This is a genomic window from Peribacillus kribbensis DSM 17871 (assembly GCF_000430765.1).
In the GTDB taxonomy this organism is placed as follows: Bacteria; Bacillota; Bacilli; order Bacillales; family DSM-1321; genus Paraperibacillus; species Paraperibacillus kribbensis.
In genome coordinates this window covers 147,979-173,061 of record NZ_KE387238.1, presented here as the reverse complement: position 1 = coordinate 173,061, position 25,083 = coordinate 147,979, and the positions used below count along the sequence as shown (strand labels likewise).

Here is a 25,083-nt window from a genome sequence, read left to right as displayed (position 1 = left end):
AATTTTGCTATTTTGTTAAAAAAGTAATTTTTGCGCAAAAATAATTGGCACGTAATCCTGCAAAAAAGCTTTTAAACTGCAAAAACTAAAGTTGGCACGAAACTTGCATTATATTTTTACGTACAAACAAAAGGGGGAAAAAACATGTATCCATACTCACATGAACCATTCACTAATTTTACGGAAGAAAAAAATATAAAAGCATTTAAAGAAGCACTTGCCTTTGTTGATAGCGAACTCGGAAAACACTATCCAGTTATTATTGACGGCGAATCCATCACAACAGAAGAAATAATCCAATCAATCAATCCAGCCAATAAAGAAGAGGTTGTTGGCAGTGTTTCAATGGCAAATCAAGAACTTGCTGAACAAGCAATGCAAGCCGCCTTAGCAGCATTTGAAGATTGGAAAAGATGGAGCCCAGAACATCGTGCCAATATCCTTTTGCGTGCAGCTGCAATGCTGCGCAGGCGTAAACATGAATTCTCCAGCTATCTTGTAAAGGAGGCAGGGAAGCCATGGAAGGAAGCAGACGCAGATACTGCTGAAGCAATTGATTTTATCGAGTATTATGCTAGACAAATGTTAAGCATGAAAGAGGGTGTACCTGTAAAAAGCAGGGCAGGAGAATATAATCAATTTAACTACATTCCGCTTGGAGTGGGAATCATTATTTCACCATTTAACTTCCCGCTTGCCATTATGGCTGGAACTACGGTTGCAGCAATCGTAACTGGAAACACGGTTCTATTAAAACCGGCTAATTCCACACCAATCGTGGCTGCAAAATTTGTAGAGCTGATGCATGAAGCTGGATTGCCAAAAGGAGTTCTAAACTTTGTACCTGGCAGCGGTGCTCAAATTGGTGATTATTTAGTAGATCATCCGAAAACCCGATTTGTATCGTTTACAGGTTCGCGCGAAGTAGGATGCCGTATTTACGAACGTGCTGCAAAAGTAAATCCAGGACAAATTTGGTTAAAACGGGTGATTGCCGAGATGGGTGGAAAAGACACCGTTGTGGTCGATAATGAAGCAGATTTGGATCTTGCAGCTGCCTCAATTGTCTACTCAGCATTTGGATACTCTGGTCAAAAATGTTCAGCTGGATCCCGCGCTGTTGTTCATCAAGACGTGTATGAAGTAGTTCTCGAAAAGGCGGTTGAGCTAACGAAAACGCTTTCCCTTGGTAATCCAGAATTACAAGACACTTATATGGGACCAGTTATTGACGAAAAATCATTCAGCAAAATCATGAGCTATATTGAAATAGGGAAAGAAGAAGGCAGATTAATGACTGGCGGCGAAGGTGATGGCTCTAAGGGTTATTTTATTCAACCAACCATATTCGCTGACTTGGATGAGGATGCCCGCCTTATGAAGGAAGAAATTTTTGGGCCAGTGGTAACTTTCTGTAAGGCGCGCGACTTTGACCATATGATGAAAATTGCGAACAACACCGATTATGGTTTAACAGGGGCACTTATTTCAAATAACCGACAGCATATTGAAAAGGCAAGACAAGAATTCCATGTAGGAAATCTTTATTTTAATCGTACGTGTACGGGTGCTATTGTAGGCTATCAGCCATTTGGTGGATTCAATATGTCTGGAACCGATTCAAAAGCAGGGGGACCGGATTATTTATTGCTTCATATGCAGGCGAAAACTACATCAGAAATGCTTTAAGATTACAAGGGGCGGGGGCAAAATGCTGCTCCCAAAAAATAAAGGGGGAAACGAACATGACGGTCCTTACGAAAACGACGGAAATTATTGAACAAACAAATAAATTTGGTGCAAAAAACTATCATCCACTGCCAATCGTTATTTCAAAAGCAGAAGGTGTGTGGGTGGAAAGTCCAGAAGGCAATCGCTATATGGATATGCTGAGTGCCTACTCTGCTGTTAACCAGGGGCACCGCCATCCGAAAATTATTCAGGCGCTGAAAGATCAAGCGGATAAAGTAACGCTGACCTCTCGTGCCTTTCATAATGACCAGCTCGGTCCTTGGTATGAGAAAGTTTCTAAACTTACAAATAAAGATATGGCACTTCCAATGAATACAGGTGCTGAAGCGGTCGAAACAGCTCTCAAGGCAGCACGCCGCTGGGGTTATGATGTAAAAGGCATTGCTGAAAACCAGGCTGAGATCATTGCCTGCACAGGGAATTTCCATGGCAGGACTATGGGAGCTGTGTCGCTATCATCGGATCCAGAGTACAAACGTGGATTTGGTCCAATGCTTCCTGGCATTAAATTAATTCCATATGGTGATTTAGAGGCATTATCGGCAGCCATTACACCGAATACAGCAGCCTTTTTAATGGAGCCGATTCAAGGGGAAGCTGGGATCCTATTGCCTCCTGATGGATTCTTAAAACAAGCATCTGAATTATGTAAAGAAAATAATGTATTATTTATAGCTGACGAAATTCAAGTTGGTTTGGCTCGTACGGGAAAAATGTTTGCCTGTGACTGGGAAGATGTTGAGCCAGATATGCTGATTTTAGGTAAAGCACTTGGAGGGGGAGTATTCCCAATCTCATGCGTTGTTGCAAATTCTGACGTTTTGGGTGTATTTAATCCAGGTTCTCACGGTTCAACATTTGGGGGAAACCCGCTTGCTTGCGCCGTTTCACTTGCTGCCTTAGATGTTATTGAGGAAGAACATCTGGCTGAACGCTCGCTTGATTTAGGAAAGTACTTCCTTGACCAATTAAAAACGATTAACAATCCAATCATTAAAGAGATTCGAGGAAAAGGCCTGTTTATTGGAGTGGAATTAACCGAAGAAGCAAGACCCTATTGCGAACAATTAAAAGAAGCAGGGCTACTGTGTAAAGAAACCCATGATACTGTTATTCGCTTTGCCCCTCCGCTCATTATTACAAAAGAGGAAATTGATTGGGCTATTGAAAAAATTCAAACGGTTTTATTATAAAGATCAAACTCTAGCATAATAAGGGGTGGCATAGATGCCTGCGAATCAATTGGTTGTTGAAATGTCAAAGGAACAGCAGAATGTACAAGAGTCATTAAATTTATTTTATTCTACACAAACAGTGATCCGAAAAGCGTTAAATAAATTAGGGTATTCAAACGAAATGTATGAGCTTTTAAAGGATCCTCTTCGTCTTTTGACGGTTCGAATTCCTGTCAGAATGGACGATGGTACGGTTAAAGTTTTTACAGGCTACCGTTCACAGCATAATGATGCTGTAGGGCCAACAAAGGGCGGCGTCCGATTTCATCCAGAGGTGGATGAGGAAGAGGTTAAGGCATTGTCGATTTGGATGAGTCTAAAGTGCGGTATTACCGACCTTCCCTATGGCGGTGGTAAAGGTGGAATTATATGCGATCCAAGGCAAATGTCGTTTGGAGAGCTAGAGAGACTCAGCCGTGGTTATGTTCGGGCGGTCAGCCAAATTGTTGGGCCTACGAAAGATATTCCTGCTCCGGACGTCTATACTAATTCGCAAATCATGGCATGGATGATGGATGAATACAGCCGTTTACGCGAGTTTGACTCACCAGGGTTTATTACCGGGAAACCCTTAGTCCTTGGTGGTTCAAAAGGCCGTGAAACAGCCACAGCAGCTGGCGTAACGATCTGTATTGAAGAAGCTTTAAAGAAAAAAGGCAAGGATTTAAAAGGTGCCCGTGTGGTCATTCAAGGCTTTGGGAATGCCGGAAGTTATCTAGCTAAATTTATGCATGATGCAGGAGCAAAGGTAATAGCTGTTTCTGACGTCTATGGCGGTATTTACGATCCAAAGGGCCTTGACATTGATTACTTGCTTGATAGAAGAGACAGCTTTGGGACATTCTCGCAATTATTTACCGAAACTATCACCAATCAAGAACTATTGGAGATCGATTGTGACATTCTCGTACCTGCGGCTATATCCAATCAGATTACAGCGCAAAATGCTGCAAATATTAAGGCAGCGATTGTGGTGGAAGCTGCCAATGGACCAACTACGCTTGAGGCTACTTCGATCTTAACGGAACGCGGTGTCTTACTTGTTCCAGATATTTTGGCAAGTGCTGGTGGAGTTACAGTTTCATATTTTGAATGGGTTCAAAATAATCAAGGCTATTACTGGTCTGAAGAAGAAGTAGAAGAAAAGCTTTCAAAGGTAATGAGGAAATCCTTTGACACTATTTATGAAACTGCTATGTCTCATCGAGTAGATATGCGTTTGGCAGCTTATATGGTAGGGATTAAAAAGGTAGCTGAAGCCTCCAGCTTCCGCGGCTGGGTTTAGAATAATCAGTTCGTCATGCCGGTACGAAATCATAAATTGAGGAGTGAACAACTTGCCAAGGATTGAAGAAACTGTTTACAGTCCATTTTCTGGTATCGTTAAAAAAGTTTTAACAAAAAAAGACAACCATGTATATGAGTGGGAGAGATTATTTTTAATCAAAGCAAATAGCGGCAAGATTGAAGAGATTTCGATCGGCATTAGCGGACATGTCACCTCATTGAATGTGAAGGACGGACAAAAGGTCGACACTGAAACTGTCCTAGCAGTGATAAAAGATGATTTGATTATAACTGGCAGTGATTGAGCAGGTAGTCCCCTTTCCAAAAGGTGGAAAGGGGACTTTTGCATGTTTCGATGCAAAATTATTTTTAAAAAGTGCCAAAAAAATTGGCACGCAGTTCACAAAGTGTTTACAAATAAGCGTCTACAATTTTGGCATAAAACTTGCAATATAATAATTGGAATGTGGAAAAGTTTTAGGCGAAGGAATAATAATATGGCTCAGATTTTTTGGATAAATATTCCTGTTTGGTTTCCGAAAGGGAATTGGGATAGAGAGTATTGTAAGCGCATTCTTATTTGGTAAGGCTCTGTTAAACGGATTTTGTTGTAATACTCTGTAGATTTGAACTAATTTTGCAGTGCCAATTGGAAAGGGGGAAATAGAATGAATGTAAAAGAAAACAAGACAACGCATGAATTAAAAAGAACAATGAAGTCCAGGCATTTATTCATGATTTCTTTAGGAGGAGTTATTGGATCAGGGCTGTTCCTGGGTTCTGGATATACGATTAGCCAGGCTGGTCCAATGGGTGCAATTCTTTCTTATATTGTCGGCGGCTTTATCATGTTTTTAACCATGCTTTGCTTAGGGGAGTTATCGGTCGCAATGCCGGTTTCGGGATCTTTTCAAACCTATACCACAAAATTTATAGGTCCAGGTACAGGTTTTGCACTAGGCTGGCTGTATTGGTTAGGCTGGTCCGTTACCGTTGCATTGGAACTACTTTCTGCCGGTCAGCTCATGCAAAGATGGTTTCCCGGTTCACCTGTTTGGGTATGGTGCTCTATTTTTGCAATTGTTTTATTCTCTCTGAATGCTCTATCTGCCCGTGCTTTTGGCGAAACGGAATTCTGGTTTTCGAGTATTAAAATTTTCGCAATCTTAGCGTTCATAGTCTTAGGGGGCGCAGCGATGTTTGGATTAATCCACATGAAGGGTCAGCAGCCAGCACCATTTTTAACGAATTTCACAGCCCATGGTCTGCTGCCACATGGAATTACCGCTCTTTTGATTACTATGATAACCGTAAACTTTTCATTTCAAGGTACTGAATTAATTGGGATTGCAGCAGGGGAGAGCGAAGAACCTGAGAAAACCATTCCAAAATCGATTAAACAAACCGTCTGGCGTACATTGTTTTTCTTCGTTTTGGCCATATTTGTTTTAGCAAGCTTAATCCCAATGAAACAAGCAGGAGTAGTTGAAAGTCCATTTGTTGTTGTGTTTGACAGCATCGGAATTCCGTATGCAGCAGATATCATGAACTTTGTTATCTTAACTGCGTTGCTTTCTGTAGCTAACTCTGGTTTATACGCTGCTACTCGGATGTTATATGCGATGTCAAAAGAGAAGATGGCAAGTCCTAAGCTGGCGCAAGTCAACAAGCAAGGAGTTCCGTTTAACGCGCTTGTCTTAACCCTGGGGATTGCACTATTATCTTTATTATCCGGTTTTTTTGCAGAGGAAACGGTTTTTGTTTGGCTGTTATCGGTTGCCGGACTTGGTGCACAAGTTGGATGGATTTCCATTACTGCTTCACAAATAGCCTTCCGCAGGAAATTTATTCGTGAAGGCGGTAAAGTGGAGGATTTAAAATTTAAGACACCTCTTTTTCCTGCTTTGCCGATTATTGGCTTAACCCTAAACTGTCTTGTACTGGTAAGTTTAGCATTTGATTCTGAGCAGCGGCTGGCGCTTTATTTAGGAGTTCCTTTTGTCGGGATTTGTTATTTAATCTACCATTTTAAAATCAAGAAAAACCGTGAAATGGATGGCTTAGTTGAACAAGAATTAAATCTAAATGAAAATAAAAAAATGATCATTTAAACCAAACAAAAACGCTTGGATCCGTCCAAGCGTTTATTGTTTTTGTACCAGCCATTAGATAAAAGAAGTTCATCACTAAACCAAAGAGTCATAGCAGAAACGGGTGGGGTGGTCCAGGAGGAATAACTGCCTTTTTGTTGAATCCCTTATTGTACAAGAAGGATTCCAAAGTATAGAGGAAGAAAATATCTATTAAAATTAGAAAAGGTTGTGTGAGTTATATAGTGATTATAAATATAGAATTAGTATCAAGACTAATAAACAAGCAGTTTCCAGAGTAGTCTAATTTATATATCACACCTGTAAAAAATGGTGGAAATGATAATAGAACATTTCATAACCGGAACTTCCAGTTAATTGAGTTGATGGTTTATAAATACTAACCTATAAAAATATATCCTTATTATCGTACTAATATCAGTTATGAGATAGATGAAGTTGTGATAAATTCAGTGGGTGTGAAACTAGTGCGGTAGTTTTAAAACAAGTAGAATTTGATAAAATCTATAAAAATGTATATTAATTTCCAGTAGAGACATGGTAACATGTAGTTGTTCCATTCAATTTATAACAAAAAGGGGAAAACTATGAAGATTTTATCGAAAAAGATCACTGCTTCATTACTTGCTACTTCTGTTCTATTTTCAGGTGGTATTGCAACTACTGTCCCTCACGTTTCTGCTGCGACACAAGTAGTAAACTATCAAAATGATTTAAATAAATTTGCTTCTCACTATGCCACTGTCTTGCGTACTTTAGTTTCTTATAAAGAAAAGATTGAGAATGCTTCAACCGATGCACAAAAGAGTAAAATTTACGATCAGTACCTGTCTTACTTTGAAAAAGCATTAGATGATAATTATGCAGTAAATGGGTCAAACTCTGAGTTACAAAAAATGGATGAATATATTTACAATACGTTAGTTGAGATGTATAACTTAGAATTAGATTCGATTGACTTTTTAAATGGCGATTTAGCAGCAAACGAATATGCACAGGCTGTAGATAATTTCAATGCTTATGCTTCTAAGCAAGATTCATTATTCAAAAAGGCTGCATTAAGTTATAAGAGCAAACATAAAGTGTTATTTACAAAAGATATGTGGTTCCTTATGGATGAGGATAAAGAAAGCGAAGTTCCTTCTGTTCAAAACCCGCCAGTAAATAATACAGTCAAAGTATACACAGTTAAAAAGGGAGACACTCTATATCGGATTGCCAAGAATAATCATACGAATGTTTCAGCTATCAAGAAACTGAATAATTTAAAGAGTGATAGTATAAGAGTTGGTCAGAAGTTAAAACTTACAGGATCAACTTCAGGTACAGATCTTTCTTCTACTTACAAAGTAAAGAAAGGTGATACACTTTACAGCATCAGTAAGAAAGCTAAAACTACTGTATCTAACTTGAAAAAGATTAATAAATTAAAAAGTGATCGGATTTATGTAGGTCAAGCGCTTAGACTTAAATGAATTTTAAAGCAGCCTTTAGGGGCTGTTTTTATTTCAATAAAGACAGGACTTTACTTATCCTTTGCGGAATATTTATATTGAATATGGTTATTTGGTGAAGGAGTGATAGAGATGAATGGGATGGTCACAATAACCCATGCTTCAAGCATTAAGGAATTGAATAACAAAATTGCTAATATTAAAAGCAGGCACGAGTTATTAAACCCTCATAGAAAAGTAATTGTAAAAATTCTTAATCCCGATCCAAATAATGTAAAGTTTAAAGATTCAGAAGCAACTTCTTTTGCAGTAAGTGTTGATTTGCTGATGAAGGGGAAAATGTAATCGCCAAAGTCCACCTTATAAATGAACGTAGAGGCTCGATGGCATTGCTCACTGAAAATAACGATTTTAGTATTGTGTGACTTCTAAAAAAATATTAGCTATCTGTGTAAAAGACCACTAAAATCACAGATAGCTAATCACCCGAAGCCATTCTTATCTATTATCCACAGTCTCCGGATACAAATCATGATTCATTAAACGGTAGTTTGCCATTTCCTCATATTTTGTGCCGGGCTTGCCGTAGTTGGTGTACGGATCGATGGAGATACCGCCGCGAGGGGTGAACTTTCCCCATACTTCGATGTATTTCGGGTCCATCAGCTTGATCAGGTCATTCATGATGATGTTCATGCAGTCTTCGTGGAAGTCTAACTTTAAAATACACCTGTTACACAAGTCTTTCGTGATACGGAATTTTAAGAAGTCACAATCTTAGTCACCAATCCTAAAAATTTCCTCGAATTTCTCTACTGCTTCAAGCTGCATTGAAGGTAATAGGTGACTATAAGTATTTAAGGTTTGCTTAATGTCCTTATGACCCATACGCTCCTGGATAATCTTGATGTTAACCCCTTTAGCCAATAAATAAGAGGCGTGTACATGGCGTAAATCATACAGCCTGATTAAAGGCAGATTTAGTTGAGATATAGTGGTCTTAAATCCTCTTCTGAAATTGTTAGGGTGAACAAAGTTCCCATTAGTAGTACAAACCACTAAATCAAAATTCTTATAGGAATCACCTAATATTTTTTGTTCTTTATCTATAAGTTTTCTGTGTTCCGATAATAAATACCCCAATGAAGAAGGTATGTAAATAAATCTTATAGCTGCCTCTGTCTTACCCTCGTTAACAAAGCCATAATTTCCTTCTGCATCCGTTTTAGCCAGAGTCTGCCTAATGCTTATAAGACGTTTATCAAGGTCTATATCAGACCACCTAAGACCTAGAACCTCTCCCATTCTTAAGCCACCCATAACCATAACTACATAGCCTATATATAGCCGAGTAAGTTTTAAGATAATCGAAGGGGCATTTAGAAAGGTATTAATCTCCTCTTCATTCCAAATCTGTACCTGTTTCGTTTCCCTCGGTAGTACAATGTCATCTAAAACCGATTCACTCACAAGTCTTTTTTTAGCTGCTTGATGTATTACTTCAGCAAGAATACCGTAAGTAGTTCTAATTGTTGCAGGAGCTAAATCTCTTTCCTTAGATAAATAATGAATAAACTGCTGAACAATTTCTTCGTTTAGTTCTGAAAGACGAATGCTATTGAAAAAGGGAAGTATATTGTACCTGATTTGTTCTTGATAATTTTGCAATGTACTTGCTTTTAATTTTAATTTCTTCGTTTCCATCCACTTATGAAGGAATTCTTCAAAATGCACTTTGTCAGGTACTACATAGTTATTTTCTTTAAGTTTAATCTGCAACTCAGCCAAGGCTAACTGAGCTTCATGTTTTGATTCAAAACCAGTCCGTTTATACTGTTTTCTTTTCTTCGTTATCGGATCTCTTCCGCCATCCAAAACAAAGTAATAAGTACCTCTTTTGCTATCTTTCTTGATATTACTCACACATCACAACTCCTTATGAAAAAAGTTGTGACCTTTTAAGTGAATTATATCATAAAGATTGTTTTACAGAATAGAATAGTAGGTTATGATATTAACATATATAGGAAATCCAGTTTTATAAGTTCGGCATGGAGGTGAATCAAGGTGATTGATAAAGAAAATGCAAAAGAGAATGTATTAAAATTTCTAAGGAACAAAGACAAGAAAACATTGTTAGTAAGAGGCTACGATAACGATGCTAAATTAAATGTGGTTCTATCATGTTTAAATAGCGTTTTTGAAAAAGGGATAATTAGAACAAGCTCTATGTCAGACCTATCTTTTCACATTTATCGTGCTTTTAATAAAAAACTCCTGCCTAGTACAGTTACATCAACAAATAATTACAAAATAGGTAGAATGACTGTTAGGGTAAACAGCTATTCAAATAATACAAGGTCTAATCCTAGAGGTAACAAAAATACTTTTACATTATTTCACCCGGTTCAAACGGTTCTCGATGATATTAAAAGGTACTCAGCCTTTTTAAACGATATTGAAAACTCTCAATCAAGCAAAGTAATATTAATAACTACAAATGAATGGAGTATTAAGAACTGGGACATTGAAAACCATGTGGATGAAGTGTTCTTCTACAGTGTTGAAAATGACAATCCAGATATAATGAAGAATTTAAGAAGAAACGGAGCAATTAGATAATGGAGAGTGTATTATGAACCTTACTCCACTTCTCAAAGGGCTGAGGACTAAGAACCATGATATTATTTCATACAGATACCATCGAATTGTTAAAACAATAAATAACTATTATTGGGGCATTAGCTCTGACGATAAGAATTGTCGCTATGTTGGATCGTACGGAAGAGGAACAGCAATAAAAGGATTTAGTGATGTGGATATAATTGTTAAACTCCCTAAAAATGAATTTCAAAGGTTTAATAGTTACCGATTTAATGGACAATCAGCACTTTTGCAAAATGTGAAAAAAGCACTTGATTTTAGTTATTCACGTACATCTACCAAAGGTGATGGTCAGGTAGTTGTAGTTATTTTTAGTGACGGTATAAAATTTGAAATTGTTCCTTCTTTTGAGAACGATAATGGAACTTTGACCTATCCGGATTCAAATAAAAGTGGTACCTGGTTAGAATGTGATCCTGCTAAAGAAATAAAGGCAATAAATATAGTGAATAAAGTTTTCGATGGACAAGTAAAGAATGTATGTCGATTAACAAGGGCTTGGAAAGTTACAAACAATGTTGACATATCTGGTGCATTAATTGATGCTTTAGCTACAAATTTTTTCCTATCAGAAGATAGAAAGTTTGATTCTACAGCTTTTGCTTTTGGATATTTTCTCCTTTATTTAGGTAAACAGAATGGACTCAACCATTGGTATGTACCTGGAAGTAACAATATACTATATAGGGAAAATTATGAGTTTGAGAAAAAAGCACTTAAATCTTTAGATGATTTTTTGTCAGCAATAAAATATCAAGATACCTATAATTCACATTATTTTCTTAGAAAGCTATTTGGAGATTTTTTAAATGGAGTTACATCATGATTAATAATATTGAAAGTATTAAAGAAATATATGGTAGAGTTGTATATTCACATGCTATACAAGAACAAGCAGTTCAGAGATTAATGAAAAAGATTAAATTTTTTAAGGTTACACAAGTGACATTACTCTCTATAACCTCTGTTGGCGTAGTTTCTGCATTTTCTGATGCATTGAATCCCATATTAAAACATAATCCAAATTTGAATATAGTTATAAATACAATTACATTAATTATAACTTTACTTGCGACTGGATTATCAATATATGATTTTTCTTCATCGAATGACGATGATTTAAATGCTCACAAAACAGCTTCTTTCCAATTATTGGTATTAAGGGATAAATTATTATTGCTACTCATTGATCAAAAAGATGGTCTTTTAGGTGATGTTGCTATTATTCAACAGAGAGACGAGTTAATTAGTAAGTTAAATGATGTTTATGAAAATGCACCAAAGACAATATATACGGATTTTAAAAAGGCTAGGAAAGCTTTAAAGGATACAGAAGATTATACCTTCGATCCCGGCGAGATAGAAAGATTATTACCCCATACTTTGAGGAACAGTCAATAAATTAGATCTTCTAATATTAGAAGAAAACTTTTAAATTAAATAAAAAATCACCAGTCATATAGATTGGTGATTTTTTACTTTTATATGCGTTATTACATCATCAACATTGCAATCCAAGACCTCACAAATATCATCTATAACTTTAAGAGAAACATGTTGATCCTTACTTATTTTGGCTATTGTGGCCGATGAAACATTAATTAGCTTTTGCAATTCAGTCTTTGATAATTTTCTTTTATGTAGTGTAGACATTAATGGTGCATAAGAAAACATTCCCTAACCCCCTTTTATAAAGTTTATCTTTAAAAAAGTGTAGCACAGCTTTAAAAAAATGAAAATAGGTGTTGACATCCATATTTAGAATAAGTTATATTATCTTTAGAAAGATAAAGATTTATTTAAAAAAGTAAAGGGAGTGGAGTTAAATGGCTAAGAAAACGGTATTCGGTACATTGTCAACAGTATTAGATATCAGAGGTATTGCAGGGAAACTTAATTCTTTAAACATCCTTATGGATCGTGAGCTATTTGTAAGTAGCATCTCCGGGTTAACTCACAGATTAACTGTCAATGATCACTATTTTGAAGAAGGTTTGGATGGAAACGAATGTGCAGACCTTGATCTTTTTGTATCAATGGAAGTTGAATCAGACAATGATGAAGAAGCTTTAAACAAAGCAGATTGCTTTGTAAACGATATGACAATGGATCTACATACCCTTAGCCTAACGACCCTAAAAGACTTGTTCATCATCAATATACTCGGACTGGATATGCAGTGGGAGGAAGTTGAAATAGCTTAATGATAATAAAAATCCCCCTGGATAACAGGGGGAGTATCGACAAATTTAAATAAAATAAATTAATAAAACGTATTGTTATGGCAGGAAGTAAATGGTATATTAAAAAGACCGATACAAAATATATGCCAAATAGACGTTAAGCACCTTCTGCTTTTAAACGTCTTCTTTTTGTATCCTATATACTATTTTTTCAGAATAATATGGAATGATGTTAATCTTGTATCTAAATCTAATTATATACAAGATTAGAACACTGTCAACACTTTTGTTAATTTATTTTATCGAAGAGAGGTGCTTCAGTGAATAATGTAATTAATCTGTTGGAGTGGAAACTTAGGAAAGAATACATCGAGTATTATGGCCGGCCTATAAAGATTAAGCAGTTAGGGAAAGCAAAATAAATTAGTATCCATTGAAAGGGGTGATGCCTTAAATTGCTTCACTGGTACTGCAGTTATTGGACAATAAATAAAGGGGAGAGATAGCATATGACAGTTGTAAGTTTTGGAAAGGCCGTAGAGAAACGTAAAAAGGCAGCAGGGGAGTTAGTGGTGGATAATGCTGTAGCTGATCTCACACAGGAATTGGATGCAGTGTATAAGAAACTTGATGAAGTATCCATTAAGTTTTCCCAAGGTGTTGTAATCAATGAAGGATTGAATGATGAATACTCAACTCTAATCAAGGACTTTGTCGAAGAAAGTGGATTGAAGGCTCAGTTTCTAACCTTCTTAGATAGAAAGAAGTCCGATGCTTACCTAGTAGATGTTGAACAGTTGATGGATGACTTAAAGTAATCCGTTGGAATTTGTATACACTTCTCCATAATCTAAAAACACTCCCTGGAAATCAAGGAGTGCAGGCATTATCACCAAGAATTGAGCCTATTCTTGATACCTATGGTACTGAGTCCCTTGGTACTGATTAGGATCATCATTTATACCTGGTTGCACATTAGGTTGTATTACTGAATGGGTTGAATTTCGCTCTTCCCATCTGCGGTTAGCATTGTAAAATTGATCTTCTAACCATCCTGCTTGTTCATGGGTAAGTTCTAAAACAATTTCATTATTTGAATTATCGTGCGCTGTCATCAATACATAACTTTCATTTTCACGAGTAACATTACCGACTTTTAGATACAAGTTTTTTATTTCCAGTCGTAATCTCATTCCATCCATGAGAAACACCTCCATTTGCACTAAAAGTAACATTTGCATTTTTAATCTTATCTATACGCTCCTTAGAAAAATGTTGTTAGAGACCTCTGTACTTAGAATGATGGATACTAAGTGCAGTTTGTTAATTTAACAACACGAAAATTACGAGAAACAATATAAAAAGGACTCGGATTGTTTCCTAGTCCTTGATGAAATAATTTATTTTCTCTTAGCCCTTGCTTGAGCTAATGCAGAACCAGCAACTTTTTTAGAACTAGAACTTGATCTTCCATCACGTAAAATTTTAGAAGCAACAGACGCAACGCTCTTACTTGTGGTCTTTTGTGAACTAGTTTTTTTAGGCATGGGATTTGTACTCCTTTTTCAGAAAATGCTTTCGTATGGATAAGTCTACCAAACTATATATAGTGTGTCAACTACTTAATAGATACAATATATTGATTATGTTTACAATATAGCAAAAGTTTGAAAGTAAAGAATAGGGGGAGAAAAATTTATTTATGACCTACGAAGAAATTGTAACTTTGATTCAATATGATCAGAAAGAATCTAAGGTGTTTATACCTAATGAAATTTTTCAAGATTTACAGAATAGCATACATAAAAAAATACATATCCCAGTGGCTTATTCTTATTATTACCTGATTAATTGGTTGTATCGTCACGCTAAGTTTGGCAGTCATACAATTGATAATAAGAAGATAAAGAAAATCCTGGGATACAACTCTGAAACAAAAGGGATTGATTATCTCTGTAAGAAGGATGGACTTCTAGACGAGTTAGGGTACACCGAAACAGTAAAAGACATTCCTCTATCCTGGCAGTTTGATGATGATAACGGTTTAGAGTTCACAATGCTCAGTGAAATGGAAGAGGATGTTCAACTAATTATCACTAAGAACCTTAGTAGGAAATATTCTATAAAATTTCCTGTTAAAGCATTTTACCGGTATGACAATGAGGTTATGGATGGAACGTTTTATGAATTCCATAACACTCATATGATTCCATTTGAAGTCTTTCTATTTTGTATGAGTAATAAGGATATTGGCTGTACAGGATTTTATTTATACAGTTTTATAAAAATGAAAAACCAGCAGCATAATGGTAAGTTCGATTGCTCCATGCAAGAATTAGCTGTATTAACTGGTATACCATCTACAACTATGAAGGACTCTTTATCAATGTTAAGACAATATAGTGTTATTGAAGGAATACACAATCAGGACTTCTTCTGCTTAGTTTTGGAGGATGGGAAAAGGAAAGCTAATTCATACATAGCGAATGATATTGATTTATTTACAGATCAACCTGTACCATACGAAAAAATCCAACGGTTAGAGATTAAACAATACTTTAAGATGCAAGAGGTGAAATGGAAAGAAACCAGGAAGGATTGGGCCGATGTTCCGCTGGAAATGTTGCCGTATTAACTGGAATCTGAATAAGTTATAAATCTGGCCTACATATAATATAGAGTGATTATCGATTATATTATATGTCAGTTTATAATTAACCTTTTTATTAATTAATTTTATAAATTACTTAATAATTAATATCTAATCTTATATTAAGTATAGGACGAAAATGTAACTTATTCGTTTTAGTTTATTGAAGGACTGCTGTCGATTCCCATCTTTATTATAAATAAAGTATACAAGTGATAGATGAAAAACGGGTAAAAAAGGAACAAAAAAGTGCCTTATACCTCTGGTACGACTGGGTTTAATCTGTGTTTAATAGGAAGGGGCAGTCACGCTGAGTTACGATGAGTGAACGAAAATAAATAAACAGAAGGTGGCTCAAACCCTTTGGGGAGTAAGGATTAACAAGGCTTATACATAATTAGGAGATAATCGTCTTTAAAGGAAGAAAAATAAAAAAGGCAAAAAATGATTAAAAAATGTAACGAAAAACGGCTCAAACCCTTGATACCATTGGGTTTAAAAGGTGTCCAATAGGAAGGAGAAGTTATAGCGCAAAAGCCGGCTTAATGTTTGCCGCATGAAAGTCTATAGGATCAGTAGTGCTAACTTGCCTTCCGTTAATTTAAGACAGTTTAAAAATTGCTCCGGCCCCTACTGTAGTTAGTGATTAAGAAAAGTGAAGCTAACCACGGATAAAAGAAGAAAAAAAGTTAGCAAATAGAAAAACGGTAAAACCATTGATACCATTGACTTTTTTCGGTTTTTAAAAATTTTGTACTTATGGAGAGAATGTAAATTTCTTAATCGTCTGTAAAGGAAGAGTTAGCGAATCTGAATAGGCTTAAACCCTTGATATAAAAGAATTTCTTATTCAACTTAATCAAATAAATTAGTATTAACGTTGATTTGAAGGGGTTTGTGGTCAATCACAATACTGACCTTTAAAGGAAATAAAAGCTAGTGTACAAGTGAAAGGGCAAATATCTCCCTCTCAAAATTATAATAATAAGTAAATTAAGACATCAGTTTATTGTGCTGGTGTCTTTTTTATTTCTAATTTGGATGAAATGTCCACGCTGTCCTCTCCCTCAGTGGTGGACATTTCCTGGAGATTAGAAAAGGAATGCTGTGAAGCACCCACTCCCATAGTTTAGATGATGCAAGAAGAGAGACCCATCTTGAAAAAGGTTGAAGGGTCTTTTTTGCTTGCACCGAGAAAAAATTATTGGAGGGTTTATAAATGGAAGAAGTAGAAGCAAACGATACAATTAAAGAAATACCAGGATATAGTAATTATTTAGCAGATATTGAAAAAGGTCATATTTATAGTAAAAAACTAGGTAAGTGGTTAAATTCAAAACCAAATGACATAGGGTATGTCTATAATTGGCTAGTTGATGATCAAGGAGAAAGTAGTCCAGTGGGAGTACATTGTGCTGTAATGTCTGCTGCGATTGAGTTTCCAATAAGCTGGTGGAAAGCTAAGAATTTGCAGGTTGATCATCGTAACAGAATAAAGCATGATAATTGTTTTGCCAATCTAAAATTAGTTACTAAGAAAAAGAATCACGAAAACATCTATGACAGGAAAGAAAGTAAAAGGTTGAAAAAAGAGGATGTACAATTTATTAAAGAAGCTTTTGGTTTATGGACGGGTAGGAAGATTGACTTCTATAAGGCTATGGCCGAAGAATTTGGTTGCGTATGGCAAACGATTCAGTATACAGTACTTGGTTATTCAAATAAAAATATAGTTGTAGATTAATACAGTGGAATATAAGCGGTATCAGTTTAATACATAATTTTACATTTTGCAGGACTTTCTTCCTCTGATGGTGAACTTGTTAGAGGAAAGGAGGGTTGATTATGGAAAAATTATCAACGCTACATGATGAAATCGTAAAAAGTGAAACTAAGTGCTTGATTTGTAAGAATGAGATTAAATATGTTGCCATTGTTAAGGGGAAAAGAAACCTGGAAACAGTTGCAAGGGTATTTGAGGACAGAGTAATCACTGATGATGTAGTAGCTTATGAAACTTTCCCAGCTAATAACGGGAAAGCTCACGCAGCAAATATAGAAATAATTGTTAAATGTCCTGAATGCGGAGCAAAAAGCAAGACAAGAAGTCATTATACACTTTGGAAGGCCGACGAATAAAAAATTATAATACCCAGGTTCTCGATTAATTCGAGAGCTTTTTATATTGTTATTACTCCATCACCTATTTACAATAATATCCTTAATTAGTAGAATTGACTTACTGATAAGGAGTGGTGACATTGCAAACAGAGTCGGAACGTGAAATATTTATTATTAATCTCAGAAATACTAAAAAAGAATTAAACAAACTAATTAACGATCAACAGGAACTAAACCAAATTCAATCACCTCCAAAATTACATTGGATACTAAACTTATTATTATGGGCATTTATACTTGGTGGTCTAGAAAATCTCCTTAAAATAAGTGAACGAGGAAATCTAGTAGCTTCTATTATTTTTATATCTTATACTTCTTTATACATTTACGGATTAGGTAAAATAAATAAGAGTTTACTTGAGAAAAAATTAAGTGAAAATAAAGTACGAATTGAGCACCTTAAAGAACAAATAAATAATAGCAACCAATATCTACATAAGGATTCAATAGTACCACAAGAATATTTATATAATGAAGCGTTAGACAGGTTTATATCTTATGGAATAAATAAAAGGGCCGACTCCATAAAGGAAGCAATAAATTTGTTTGAAGAAGAAACTAAGCATCAACAAAGTATTGATGAACTTCATGAATTACAAGACATGCAAGCTGCGACTTACCTTAAGGTAAACGAGGTAGAACAGACTTTAAAAAGAAAGTTGCGATAAAGCTCTCAACAATGAGGGCTTGTTTTTATTTGACATTACCAATAAATATCTATATAGTTAATAATTCCCCGATTGGCGCATAATTGGAGAATGTGTGAAGACCTCTTTTTAGAGGTCTTTTTTATTTATCAGGTCTGGAAATAAACAAATAGGAGTTCCTTTTGTATAGCTTATCGTTTATTTTGACATACCTTTTATTAAATTCTTGTATTAGGCCGGTAGTTAGTAGACCATCAGCTTTAAGATGCTCAACATCAACGAAAATAGTAAAAAGCATGTTCGTATTAAAATCGGAATCCGAAGTAAGGATTTTCCCATCATAAGAATTGGGATCTGTCATTCTATTTTTCTCCCCTTGTAATACTCTGTACCTATATTATACAGGATATATATCCCATATAAAGGTATTTATTTACAAATGCCGAATAGTTATTTATAGGGGGGATAAATATGGATAAAAGAACTTTATTAAATAAAATTAAAGTATCGAGTTTTGATGGAGAGAATTTTTCTATAGTGCTTGGAATGATAAATGATTACGAACATGAGGTTGTTAGAGAGGTTGCTAATCAGCTTCAGAATGAAAAGTATATTTCCTTAAAACACAACCAGTATCAAAATGTAGGTAACAGTGTAGGGATATTAATTTCAGGCAAGATATTGTAAGTGAATAGATTGATTTGAAGTCACCGATTTAGGTGGCTTTTTTTTATTTGTCCATGGAATCGGAGAGTGAGTAGATGTTTGAAGAAGCATTAGTTTATCAAGTTAGAGACAAGATTTATGAATCAATTACAAATGGACACGGTTATTATAAGAGTATTTTCAGCAATGAAAAGTATTTGGAATTGGAACAGGAAGACCAGGATTTAATCATGGGTAGTTTGATGACTGACTTCGGATTAACAACTAAAGATCTTATAGATCATTGCATTGAGGAAACTAAGCAGCCGAGAACATTTGAAGAGATAGTTGAGGAGACGCAATCACTTATAGCTAAAGGTATTAAGCAGTGCGAAAAAATCCAGAAGACTATTGGAGAGGGAGAATAATTATGAAGATGAGTGACATTAAAGTTAGTGTCGATATTGCTACTGCAGAAGTATTGGTTAGTATTGAGGCTGTAAGACATGGATTAGATAGGTTGTCTATTGCGTTAGATAAGTTGGTTATAAAGCATAATCAAACTGTAGCTAAGAAACGAAGGAAGGATAATGCTTAAGAGCTGTAGTTATTGTGGCAGCATACACGATAGGCAGCACCAGTGTTCAAGTAAACCTAAGAGAGAAAAGAAACTAACACATGTTGATAAGTTCAGATGGACTAGAGCATGGCAGAATAAACGGAAACAGATCAGGGAAGATAGAGACAAACACATGTGCCAGGTATGCATTAGGGAGCTGTATGATACTCGTATTAAGTACAACTTCACTAATATCCAGGTGCACCACATCATTCCTGTTGCTGAGGATTACAGTAAACGACTGAATGATAGCTGCTTGATCAGCGTGTGTCCTCATCATCATTCCATGGCTGAACGTGGGGAAATAAGTAGAGAAGAATTATTTGAGATTGTCAAGGAGCAAGAAGAAAAAAATAATTTTTAATCCCCCCGGTCTTGAGTCTGACTTTTTTCAAAAGTTCTGTACATCGACGAGTGGCCTCTGGTCGATAAACTATCCCTAAATGAACGAGCACAGGAAAAGGAGGTGGAAAGGGAATGGCGAGACCTAGTAAAAGTGTTACAACGATGAGTAAAAACCTGACGAAGGAAGAAGTTCAAGTCAGACAAGAAACTGAGGAGAAATTAAAAGGTGCAGCCGATAACATTTCCCCTCCAAGTCATTTGAACGCAAGACAGAAGAAGATTTTTAGATACATAGTTCAGGAAATGGAAGCCAGTAACATACTGGGGAATCTAGATGTATACATTTTGTCTACGTGTGCACTTGCTATTGATCGTTTGAATCAAATTGAAAAAATGATCAATAAAGATGCTGATAAACTGTTAGATAAAAATCTAATGAGTGCCAAGGATAAATACACTAAAGACCTATTTAGATGTACAAATGAGTTATCATTATCCCCTCAATCACGAGCGAAATTAGGCAATATTAATCTTCAATCGAAACAAAAGGAAGAAGATAAACTGTTGCAAGTGTTGGCTGGTGGTAAGAAGTGATTTTAGAAAAAGCTATTGATTATGCTGAAAAAGTATTATCAGGTGAGGAAATTACAACAAAAGAAGTAAAAATTCAGTGTGATTGGTTCTTGAAGGACTATTATGAAAGGCAACATGATGACAACTTCCCTTATTATTTTGATGATTATGAAGTAAAAAAGATTGAAGGCATACTCGGCTTACTTAATTTTGCAACTGGATTAGGTGTTATAGGCAAATCAATCTTAGAGGGCTTGGAAGGATTCCAGGCTTTTTTTATTGTAAATGTGTTTGCCTGGAGATTTAAAGACAATAAAGAAAAGTTTAAAAACCGTGATATCACACTATTTATCCCACGTAAGAATTCAAAAACCTTCATCTGTTCTCTGATTTTAATCATCTTAATGTTAACGGAAGACGATTATTCTGAGTTCTATTCCATTTGTTTAGACCGTGAGTTAGCTGGTGAGGTAAAAAAGGCCATTACTCAGATTTTAGATGCTAGTCCTGACATAGGGAAATATTTTATTGTGCCAAAAACTTTGAGTGGAAAAATCAAATGCAAATTGACCAATAGTTATTATCAAGCAAGAACTGCAGAGGCAAATAGGAATAACTCTATTCGTCCAAGTGCCTTTATTGCTGATGAGGTGGGAGCATTTAAGGATTACGGTAATATAAATGCCATGAAATCCGGTCAATTAAACGTAAAAAATCCACTTAGATTTAAATTGACTACTGCTTATGCAGAGGATAAATCCATAATGCTTGAAGAGTTAGCGTACATCAAGAAAGTTTTTAATGGGCTTATTGATGATGATAGAATGTTTGCATTAGTTTATTATGCGGAGCCTGAACATTTATGGGACGATACCGGCTTATATCAAGCAAATCCGTTGAGGATTGAAGCTAACTATAACGAAATTAGGGATAGCCGTAAAACAGCATTAGAGAAGCCTTCTGAGCGTGAAGAATACCTCTGTAAACACATGAATCACTTCTTACCTACAAACAGTGGTGAAACTTACATTAATATTGAAGATCTAAGGAAATGTAAAATTGATAATTTTGATTGGTCTGGTAGGCAAGTGTGGCTTGGATTGGACTTAGCTTTAACATCAGACAACACATCGTACAGCATTGTAACTGAAGAGGATGGAAAGATTTATGCAGATTCTTTTGCATTTGTTCCGTCGGAGAGAATTCCTGAAAAAAATAAAATGGAAAAAATAAATTATCAGGACTTCATACGAGAGGGTAAGTGTTATCCATGCGGTGATATGACTGTTGATTATGGTTTTATTGAGGATATTATCTTGCAAGTTGAAAGCAAGTTCAATGTTACAGTGGTTAAAATCGCTTACGACAGATGGAATTGCTTATCATCAGCTCAAAGATTCGAGCGAGAAGGATATACTACAGTCGAAGTTAAACAACATTCCAGTGTTTTGCATCCAGCTACAAAACTTCTGAAAGAAAAAATCCTTAACCAAGAATTCCATTATACGCAAAATAAATTATTAGAAATTAACTTTCAAAATGCTAAAGCAACTGAGGACAATAACAAGAATCTTTACGTTAATAAGAAGAAGTCTGACGGAAAAGTGGATATGGTTGTTAGTCTAATTAACGCTATTTATCTATTACAGCAAGACGTTATTTTTAATTCAGATGGTGGCTGGACAGTACAAGTCATCTAAAAAGGGGGTGATAACTTGGGATGGATGAAACAATGGAAAGAATTTAGGCAGTATCAGAAAGAAGAAAGGGCAACTCTAGAAGAACTTCTATTGAGTGCAGGGATTATAACCGGTGATATCACTAAACAAGAAGCTTTAAGTATTCCTGCTGTAAGTGCTTGTACAGACTTAATATCAGACACTATAGCAAGTATACCTGTATACCTCTATAAAGCTGATAATGGAAAAGTTACAAAAATGGAAAGTGATGATCGAGTCAAGCTTCTGAATGATGATACTAAGGATACATTAGATGCTTTTCAATTTAAAAAGGCATTGGTTGAAGATTATTTATTAGCAGGATCAGGATATTCCTACATAGAAAGAAAACGAAATAAGGTAAAAAGTTTACATTTTGTTAGTAATTCTAATGTTTCAGTGAACATGAATGCAGATCCAATACATAAAAGTTATGATATTTTGGTCAATGGTGAGACATACAGGGACTTTCAATTTATTAAATTAACTCGAAAGTCAAAAGATGGTGTTACAGGAACCGGTATCATCAAAGAAAATAACAAGATTCTGTCTGTTGCTTATAATTCACTGATTTTTGAAGAAGTGTTAGTAAAAACAGGTGGTAATAAAAAGGGTTTCTTGAAAAGCCAAGGTAAATTAAGTAAAGAAGCTATAGAAGAACTAAAACAAGCTTGGAATAACCTTTATAAGAACAATTCTGAGAATGTCGTGGTTTTAAACAATGGACTAGACTTTCAAGAGGCTTCCAATACATCTGTTGAGATGCAATTAAATGAACAAAAGAAGACTAACTCAATGGAGATTTGCAAGATATTTCTTACACCTCATTCTATACTGGAGGGCATTGCTACAGAAGATGTTTATAACAACTGGTTTAAAAATTGCATAGTGCCTAAATTAAAAGCTATCGAAACAGCTTTAAACAAAGACTTGCTTCTGCCATCTGAGAAGGAGTCTTTTTATTTTGCGTTTGACACAAGCGAACTAATTAAAGGGGATATGGAAAAACGTTTTAGAGCTTATGAGATAGCTGCTAAAAACGGAATTATGCAAATTGATGAAATCAGGTATCGTGAGAACCTTGAACCTTTAGAACTAAACTTCATCAAACTTGGATTACAGGATGTTCTTTACAATCCGCAAACAAAAGAAATCTATACACCTAACACTAACAAGTCCACGAATATGGAAAAACCAGGTGTTGGTGCATCGGAGGGAGGTGAAGACAATGCGAATAGAGATTCGGGGGAATCAGGTACTACTTGACGGGTACGTAAATGCCGTTGCCAGAGAAAGTAGAGTTTTACCAAGTCCGAATGGTCGGTTTAAAGAGGAAATTGTTCCTAAAACCTTTGAGCGAGCTTTGCAAAAAGCCGACAATGTTGATTTACTCTTCAATCATGATAGGGACAGAAAACTAGGATCAATCCAAGACCAAAATCTTGAATTGTATGAAGATAACATAGGTCTACGGGCGATTGCTACTGTAACTGATGATGAAGTCATCCAAAAGGCAAAAAATGGCGAGTTGAAAGGCTGGTCGTTTGGTTTTATTTCCCATAGAGATCGGTGGGAAGAAGGCCAAAACGGTATTCAAAAGAGATATGTTGAAGACTTAGACCTTATAGAGGTATCCATTTTGGATAAAACTCCTGCATACATAGCAACTTCTATTGAGGCAAGAGGCGAGGAACAACTTGTTACTGAGCAAAGAAATGAAGAATTTACAGCCTCAATTGAAGATTTAACTAAAGAAGAAAGACGAGAACAAAAAATTGATTACTCACATTACGAAAGAGAAATAGAGTTCCTAAAAATGAAAGGTGGAAAATTAAAGTGAAAAAGTTAAACGAAAAGAAAATTGAAGTAAGATCAATGCCTACACTTGTAGAACAACGTAATAACCTGCTTGAGGAAATCGAAGGACTTCTAAGCAAGTCTAAAGCTGAAACACGTGCGTTCAGTGAAGAAGAAAGTAATCGCTTTGAAGCTATTAAGAAAGAAATGGCTCAAATTGATAAAACTTTAGCGGCTGAAGAAGAGTCAAGATCATTTGAGAAAAAGTCAGTTAAAAAGGCCGATGGTGTAGAAGAGCAACGTGCATTCGAGGTGGCAGAAGAAAAGCGTTTCTTAGAATTCGTTAAAGGTGACGTTCGTGCTCTAGATGCAGCTAGCAATGGTTCAGTTATTCCAACTCACATTGCCAACAAAATCATTGACAAGGTACGTGAACTATCTCCTATCTATGCTAAATCAACAATTTTTAACGTTGGTGGAGACCTTCAATTCCCTGTTTACGATTACACTCAACACTCTGCAGCTTATGCAACTGAATTCCAAGACCTAACTGTATCTGGTGGAGCATTCACTAACGTAAAATTAACTAACTTTGTTATTGGTTCTTTGGCTAAAGTATCTCGTTCTCTAATGAACCGTTCTGATTTTGATGTGCTTGGTTACATTGTAAATGCGGTTGCTAAGACAATTGCTGATTTCCTTGAAAGAGAATTGATTAATGGCACTGCTGGTAAGATGACTGGTATTCTTTCTGCAAATAGTGTACAAACTGCTACAGCAGCTACTCTTGTTACTGACGATATCATTGAACTACAAATGACTGTACCTGAAATTTACCAAGCAGGATCAGCATTCCTTATGCACAAAAATACTCTTAAATCTCTACGTAAACTTAAGGATGCAAACGGACAATATATTCTAAATGCTGATGTAACTCAAGCTTTCGGATGGTCACTACTTGGAAAGCCAGTTTATATCTCTGAATCTATGCCTAACTCTGTTGCTACAGGTGCTAAGGCTATTGCATACGGTGATTTCTCTGGTCTTTATGTTAAACTAGCTCAAAATGTTGAAGTACAAGTATTGAACGAATTATATGCTGCTCAACATGCTGTGGGAATCGCTGCATTTGTTGAAGCTGATTCTAAAATTGTTGAGCCACAAAAACTTGCTGTATTAACAGTTAAGTAATATTGGTTTATAAAAAGGGGAGGGAATTTAG

The 25,083-nt window shown here is 35.7% G+C and carries 29 protein-coding genes and 1 pseudogene; 25 read left to right on the top strand and 5 right to left on the bottom strand.

Features of this window, described 5'->3' with window-relative positions:
* Positions 1-144: 144 nt before the first annotated feature.
* The 7 genes from pruA (at position 145) to H539_RS0114410 (ending at position 8,184) form a co-directional block, all read left to right on the top strand.
* A complete protein-coding gene (gene pruA / locus H539_RS0114445; RefSeq protein WP_026694114.1) occupies positions 145-1,689 on the top strand; it encodes an L-glutamate gamma-semialdehyde dehydrogenase in 1,545 nt (514 codons plus the stop codon).
* A 56-nt stretch (positions 1,690-1,745) separates the two neighbouring features.
* Entirely contained in the window at positions 1,746-2,945 is a 1,200-nt protein-coding gene (locus tag H539_RS0114440; protein ID WP_026694113.1) for an ornithine--oxo-acid transaminase, read from the top strand.
* Positions 2,946-3,006: 61 nt separating this feature from the next.
* Complete coding sequence (locus tag H539_RS0114435) at positions 3,007-4,272, top strand: Glu/Leu/Phe/Val family dehydrogenase (RefSeq protein WP_162144739.1); 1,266 nt, start codon at positions 3,007-3,009, stop codon at positions 4,270-4,272.
* A 52-nt stretch (positions 4,273-4,324) separates the two neighbouring features.
* A complete protein-coding gene (locus H539_RS0114430) occupies positions 4,325-4,579 on the top strand; it encodes a biotin/lipoyl attachment domain-containing protein (protein WP_035322681.1) in 255 nt (84 codons plus the stop codon).
* A 363-nt stretch (positions 4,580-4,942) separates the two neighbouring features.
* Positions 4,943-6,385 carry an amino acid permease gene (locus H539_RS0114420; RefSeq protein ID WP_026694109.1) on the top strand — a complete coding sequence of 481 codons (1,443 nt, stop codon included), beginning with the start codon at positions 4,943-4,945 and terminating at the stop codon, positions 6,383-6,385.
* A 587-nt stretch (positions 6,386-6,972) separates the two neighbouring features.
* Positions 6,973-7,860, top strand: coding sequence for a LysM peptidoglycan-binding domain-containing protein (locus H539_RS30185; protein WP_026694108.1), 888 nt, complete (start codon positions 6,973-6,975; stop codon positions 7,858-7,860).
* A gap of 111 nt (positions 7,861-7,971) precedes the next feature.
* Positions 7,972-8,184 (top strand): hypothetical protein, encoded by a 213-nt coding sequence (locus H539_RS0114410; RefSeq protein ID WP_026694107.1) that lies wholly within the window; start codon positions 7,972-7,974, stop codon positions 8,182-8,184.
* Positions 8,185-8,337: 153 nt separating this feature from the next.
* On the opposite strand, the pseudogene H539_RS28610 reads toward H539_RS0114410, so the two are convergent.
* Both H539_RS28610 and H539_RS0114400 read right to left on the bottom strand, forming a co-directional pair.
* A pseudogene (locus H539_RS28610) lies at positions 8,338-8,553 on the bottom strand (7-cyano-7-deazaguanine reductase); the annotation flags it as partial.
* Positions 8,554-8,616: 63 nt separating this feature from the next.
* Positions 8,617-9,762 (bottom strand): site-specific integrase, encoded by a 1,146-nt coding sequence (locus H539_RS0114400; RefSeq protein ID WP_026694106.1) that lies wholly within the window; start codon positions 9,760-9,762, stop codon positions 8,617-8,619.
* A gap of 144 nt (positions 9,763-9,906) precedes the next feature.
* Here H539_RS0114400 and H539_RS0114395 point away from each other — a divergent pair, with 144 nt between their 5' ends.
* From H539_RS0114395 to H539_RS0114385, 3 genes are read left to right on the top strand one after another with little or no spacing between them, the layout of a single operon-like run.
* Complete coding sequence (locus H539_RS0114395) at positions 9,907-10,461, top strand: hypothetical protein (protein WP_026694105.1); 555 nt, start codon at positions 9,907-9,909, stop codon at positions 10,459-10,461.
* Between the two features lie 13 nt (positions 10,462-10,474).
* On the top strand, positions 10,475-11,329 hold the full coding sequence (locus H539_RS0114390; RefSeq protein ID WP_026694104.1) for an SMODS domain-containing nucleotidyltransferase: 855 nt from the start codon (positions 10,475-10,477) through the stop codon (positions 11,327-11,329).
* On the top strand, positions 11,326-11,904 hold the full coding sequence (locus tag H539_RS0114385; protein WP_026694103.1) for an SLATT domain-containing protein: 579 nt from the start codon (positions 11,326-11,328) through the stop codon (positions 11,902-11,904). Before H539_RS0114390 ends, H539_RS0114385 begins: the two co-directional genes overlap by 4 nt.
* A gap of 54 nt (positions 11,905-11,958) precedes the next feature.
* On the opposite strand, the gene H539_RS0114380 is transcribed toward H539_RS0114385, so the two are convergent.
* A complete protein-coding gene (locus H539_RS0114380) occupies positions 11,959-12,177 on the bottom strand; it encodes a helix-turn-helix domain-containing protein (protein ID WP_026694102.1) in 219 nt (72 codons plus the stop codon).
* 152 nt (positions 12,178-12,329) lie between these two features.
* Between H539_RS0114380 and H539_RS0114375 the strand changes: the two genes are divergently transcribed.
* Both H539_RS0114375 and H539_RS0114370 read left to right on the top strand, forming a co-directional pair.
* A complete protein-coding gene (locus H539_RS0114375; protein ID WP_026694101.1) occupies positions 12,330-12,707 on the top strand; it encodes a hypothetical protein in 378 nt (125 codons plus the stop codon).
* A gap of 488 nt (positions 12,708-13,195) precedes the next feature.
* Positions 13,196-13,504: a hypothetical protein gene (locus H539_RS0114370; RefSeq protein WP_026694100.1), complete on the top strand. Its 309-nt coding sequence runs from the start codon at positions 13,196-13,198 to the stop codon at positions 13,502-13,504.
* An 87-nt stretch (positions 13,505-13,591) separates the two neighbouring features.
* Here H539_RS0114370 and H539_RS0114365 read toward each other — a convergent pair whose 3' ends face one another.
* Both H539_RS0114365 and H539_RS32420 read right to left on the bottom strand, forming a co-directional pair.
* Positions 13,592-13,888: a hypothetical protein gene (locus H539_RS0114365; RefSeq protein ID WP_026694099.1), complete on the bottom strand. Its 297-nt coding sequence runs from the start codon at positions 13,886-13,888 to the stop codon at positions 13,592-13,594.
* Positions 13,889-14,086: 198 nt separating this feature from the next.
* Entirely contained in the window at positions 14,087-14,233 is a 147-nt protein-coding gene (locus H539_RS32420; RefSeq protein WP_169816033.1) for a hypothetical protein, read from the bottom strand.
* Positions 14,234-14,388: 155 nt separating this feature from the next.
* Here H539_RS32420 and H539_RS0114355 point away from each other — a divergent pair, with 155 nt between their 5' ends.
* From H539_RS0114355 to H539_RS0114290, 13 genes are all read left to right on the top strand, one after another.
* Entirely contained in the window at positions 14,389-15,321 is a 933-nt protein-coding gene (locus H539_RS0114355) for a hypothetical protein (RefSeq protein WP_026694098.1), read from the top strand.
* 1,234 nt (positions 15,322-16,555) lie between these two features.
* The gene (locus H539_RS0114350) at positions 16,556-17,080 is read left to right on the top strand and encodes an HNH endonuclease (protein ID WP_026694097.1); all 525 of its coding nucleotides are present in this window, start codon (positions 16,556-16,558) and stop codon (positions 17,078-17,080) included.
* 101 nt (positions 17,081-17,181) lie between these two features.
* Entirely contained in the window at positions 17,182-17,475 is a 294-nt protein-coding gene (locus tag H539_RS0114345; protein ID WP_026694096.1) for a hypothetical protein, read from the top strand.
* A gap of 122 nt (positions 17,476-17,597) precedes the next feature.
* Complete coding sequence (locus H539_RS0114340; protein ID WP_026694095.1) at positions 17,598-18,185, top strand: hypothetical protein; 588 nt, start codon at positions 17,598-17,600, stop codon at positions 18,183-18,185.
* Between the two features lie 450 nt (positions 18,186-18,635).
* Complete coding sequence (locus H539_RS0114330) at positions 18,636-18,851, top strand: hypothetical protein (RefSeq protein WP_026694093.1); 216 nt, start codon at positions 18,636-18,638, stop codon at positions 18,849-18,851.
* Positions 18,852-18,925: 74 nt separating this feature from the next.
* Complete coding sequence (locus H539_RS0114325) at positions 18,926-19,237, top strand: hypothetical protein (RefSeq protein ID WP_026694092.1); 312 nt, start codon at positions 18,926-18,928, stop codon at positions 19,235-19,237.
* A gap of 2 nt (positions 19,238-19,239) precedes the next feature.
* The gene (locus tag H539_RS31555; protein WP_155890061.1) at positions 19,240-19,407 is read left to right on the top strand and encodes a hypothetical protein; all 168 of its coding nucleotides are present in this window, start codon (positions 19,240-19,242) and stop codon (positions 19,405-19,407) included.
* A 154-nt stretch (positions 19,408-19,561) separates the two neighbouring features.
* Positions 19,562-19,792 carry an HNH endonuclease gene (locus H539_RS32850; RefSeq protein WP_245602190.1) on the top strand — a complete coding sequence of 77 codons (231 nt, stop codon included), beginning with the start codon at positions 19,562-19,564 and terminating at the stop codon, positions 19,790-19,792.
* A 113-nt stretch (positions 19,793-19,905) separates the two neighbouring features.
* The gene (locus H539_RS0114310; RefSeq protein ID WP_026694090.1) at positions 19,906-20,367 is read left to right on the top strand and encodes a phage terminase small subunit P27 family; all 462 of its coding nucleotides are present in this window, start codon (positions 19,906-19,908) and stop codon (positions 20,365-20,367) included.
* Positions 20,364-22,046: a terminase large subunit gene (locus H539_RS0114305; protein ID WP_026694089.1), complete on the top strand. Its 1,683-nt coding sequence runs from the start codon at positions 20,364-20,366 to the stop codon at positions 22,044-22,046. Before H539_RS0114310 ends, H539_RS0114305 begins: the two co-directional genes overlap by 4 nt.
* A gap of 24 nt (positions 22,047-22,070) precedes the next feature.
* Complete coding sequence (locus tag H539_RS28605) at positions 22,071-23,330, top strand: phage portal protein (RefSeq protein WP_245602196.1); 1,260 nt, start codon at positions 22,071-22,073, stop codon at positions 23,328-23,330.
* Positions 23,293-23,904 carry an HK97 family phage prohead protease gene (locus H539_RS0114295; RefSeq protein WP_026694088.1) on the top strand — a complete coding sequence of 204 codons (612 nt, stop codon included), beginning with the start codon at positions 23,293-23,295 and terminating at the stop codon, positions 23,902-23,904. The genes H539_RS28605 and H539_RS0114295 overlap by 38 nt, the downstream gene beginning before the upstream one ends.
* Complete coding sequence (locus tag H539_RS0114290) at positions 23,901-25,052, top strand: phage major capsid protein (protein WP_245602189.1); 1,152 nt, start codon at positions 23,901-23,903, stop codon at positions 25,050-25,052. Before H539_RS0114295 ends, H539_RS0114290 begins: the two co-directional genes overlap by 4 nt.
* Positions 25,053-25,083 lie beyond the last annotated feature (31 nt).

Coding starts and splice junctions, on each gene's coding strand:
- H539_RS0114370 (WP_026694100.1), top strand. CDS start 13,196: ATGACAGTTGTAAGTTTTGGAAAGGCCGTAGAGAAACGTAAAAAGGCA.
- H539_RS28605 (WP_245602196.1), top strand. CDS start 22,071: ATGAAACAATGGAAAGAATTTAGGCAGTATCAGAAAGAAGAAAGGGCA.
- H539_RS0114420 (WP_026694109.1), top strand. CDS start 4,943: ATGAATGTAAAAGAAAACAAGACAACGCATGAATTAAAAAGAACAATG.
- H539_RS0114295 (WP_026694088.1), top strand. CDS start 23,293: ATGCGAATAGAGATTCGGGGGAATCAGGTACTACTTGACGGGTACGTA.
- H539_RS0114435 (WP_162144739.1), top strand. CDS start 3,007: ATGTCAAAGGAACAGCAGAATGTACAAGAGTCATTAAATTTATTTTAT.
- H539_RS0114345 (WP_026694096.1), top strand. CDS start 17,182: ATGGAAAAATTATCAACGCTACATGATGAAATCGTAAAAAGTGAAACT.
- H539_RS0114330 (WP_026694093.1), top strand. CDS start 18,636: ATGGATAAAAGAACTTTATTAAATAAAATTAAAGTATCGAGTTTTGAT.
- H539_RS32850 (WP_245602190.1), top strand. CDS start 19,562: ATGTGCCAGGTATGCATTAGGGAGCTGTATGATACTCGTATTAAGTAC.
- H539_RS0114410 (WP_026694107.1), top strand. CDS start 7,972: ATGAATGGGATGGTCACAATAACCCATGCTTCAAGCATTAAGGAATTG.
- H539_RS32420 (WP_169816033.1), bottom strand. CDS start 14,233: ATGCCTAAAAAAACTAGTTCACAAAAGACCACAAGTAAGAGCGTTGCG.
- H539_RS0114440 (WP_026694113.1), top strand. CDS start 1,746: ATGACGGTCCTTACGAAAACGACGGAAATTATTGAACAAACAAATAAA.
- H539_RS0114355 (WP_026694098.1), top strand. CDS start 14,389: ATGACCTACGAAGAAATTGTAACTTTGATTCAATATGATCAGAAAGAA.
- H539_RS31555 (WP_155890061.1), top strand. CDS start 19,240: ATGAAGATGAGTGACATTAAAGTTAGTGTCGATATTGCTACTGCAGAA.
- H539_RS30185 (WP_026694108.1), top strand. CDS start 6,973: ATGAAGATTTTATCGAAAAAGATCACTGCTTCATTACTTGCTACTTCT.
- H539_RS0114380 (WP_026694102.1), bottom strand. CDS start 12,177: ATGTTTTCTTATGCACCATTAATGTCTACACTACATAAAAGAAAATTA.
- H539_RS0114390 (WP_026694104.1), top strand. CDS start 10,475: ATGAACCTTACTCCACTTCTCAAAGGGCTGAGGACTAAGAACCATGAT.
- H539_RS0114375 (WP_026694101.1), top strand. CDS start 12,330: ATGGCTAAGAAAACGGTATTCGGTACATTGTCAACAGTATTAGATATC.
- pruA (WP_026694114.1), top strand. CDS start 145: ATGTATCCATACTCACATGAACCATTCACTAATTTTACGGAAGAAAAA.
- H539_RS0114365 (WP_026694099.1), bottom strand. CDS start 13,888: ATGGATGGAATGAGATTACGACTGGAAATAAAAAACTTGTATCTAAAA.
- H539_RS0114310 (WP_026694090.1), top strand. CDS start 19,906: ATGGCGAGACCTAGTAAAAGTGTTACAACGATGAGTAAAAACCTGACG.
- H539_RS0114385 (WP_026694103.1), top strand. CDS start 11,326: ATGATTAATAATATTGAAAGTATTAAAGAAATATATGGTAGAGTTGTA.
- H539_RS0114325 (WP_026694092.1), top strand. CDS start 18,926: ATGTTTGAAGAAGCATTAGTTTATCAAGTTAGAGACAAGATTTATGAA.
- H539_RS0114350 (WP_026694097.1), top strand. CDS start 16,556: ATGGAAGAAGTAGAAGCAAACGATACAATTAAAGAAATACCAGGATAT.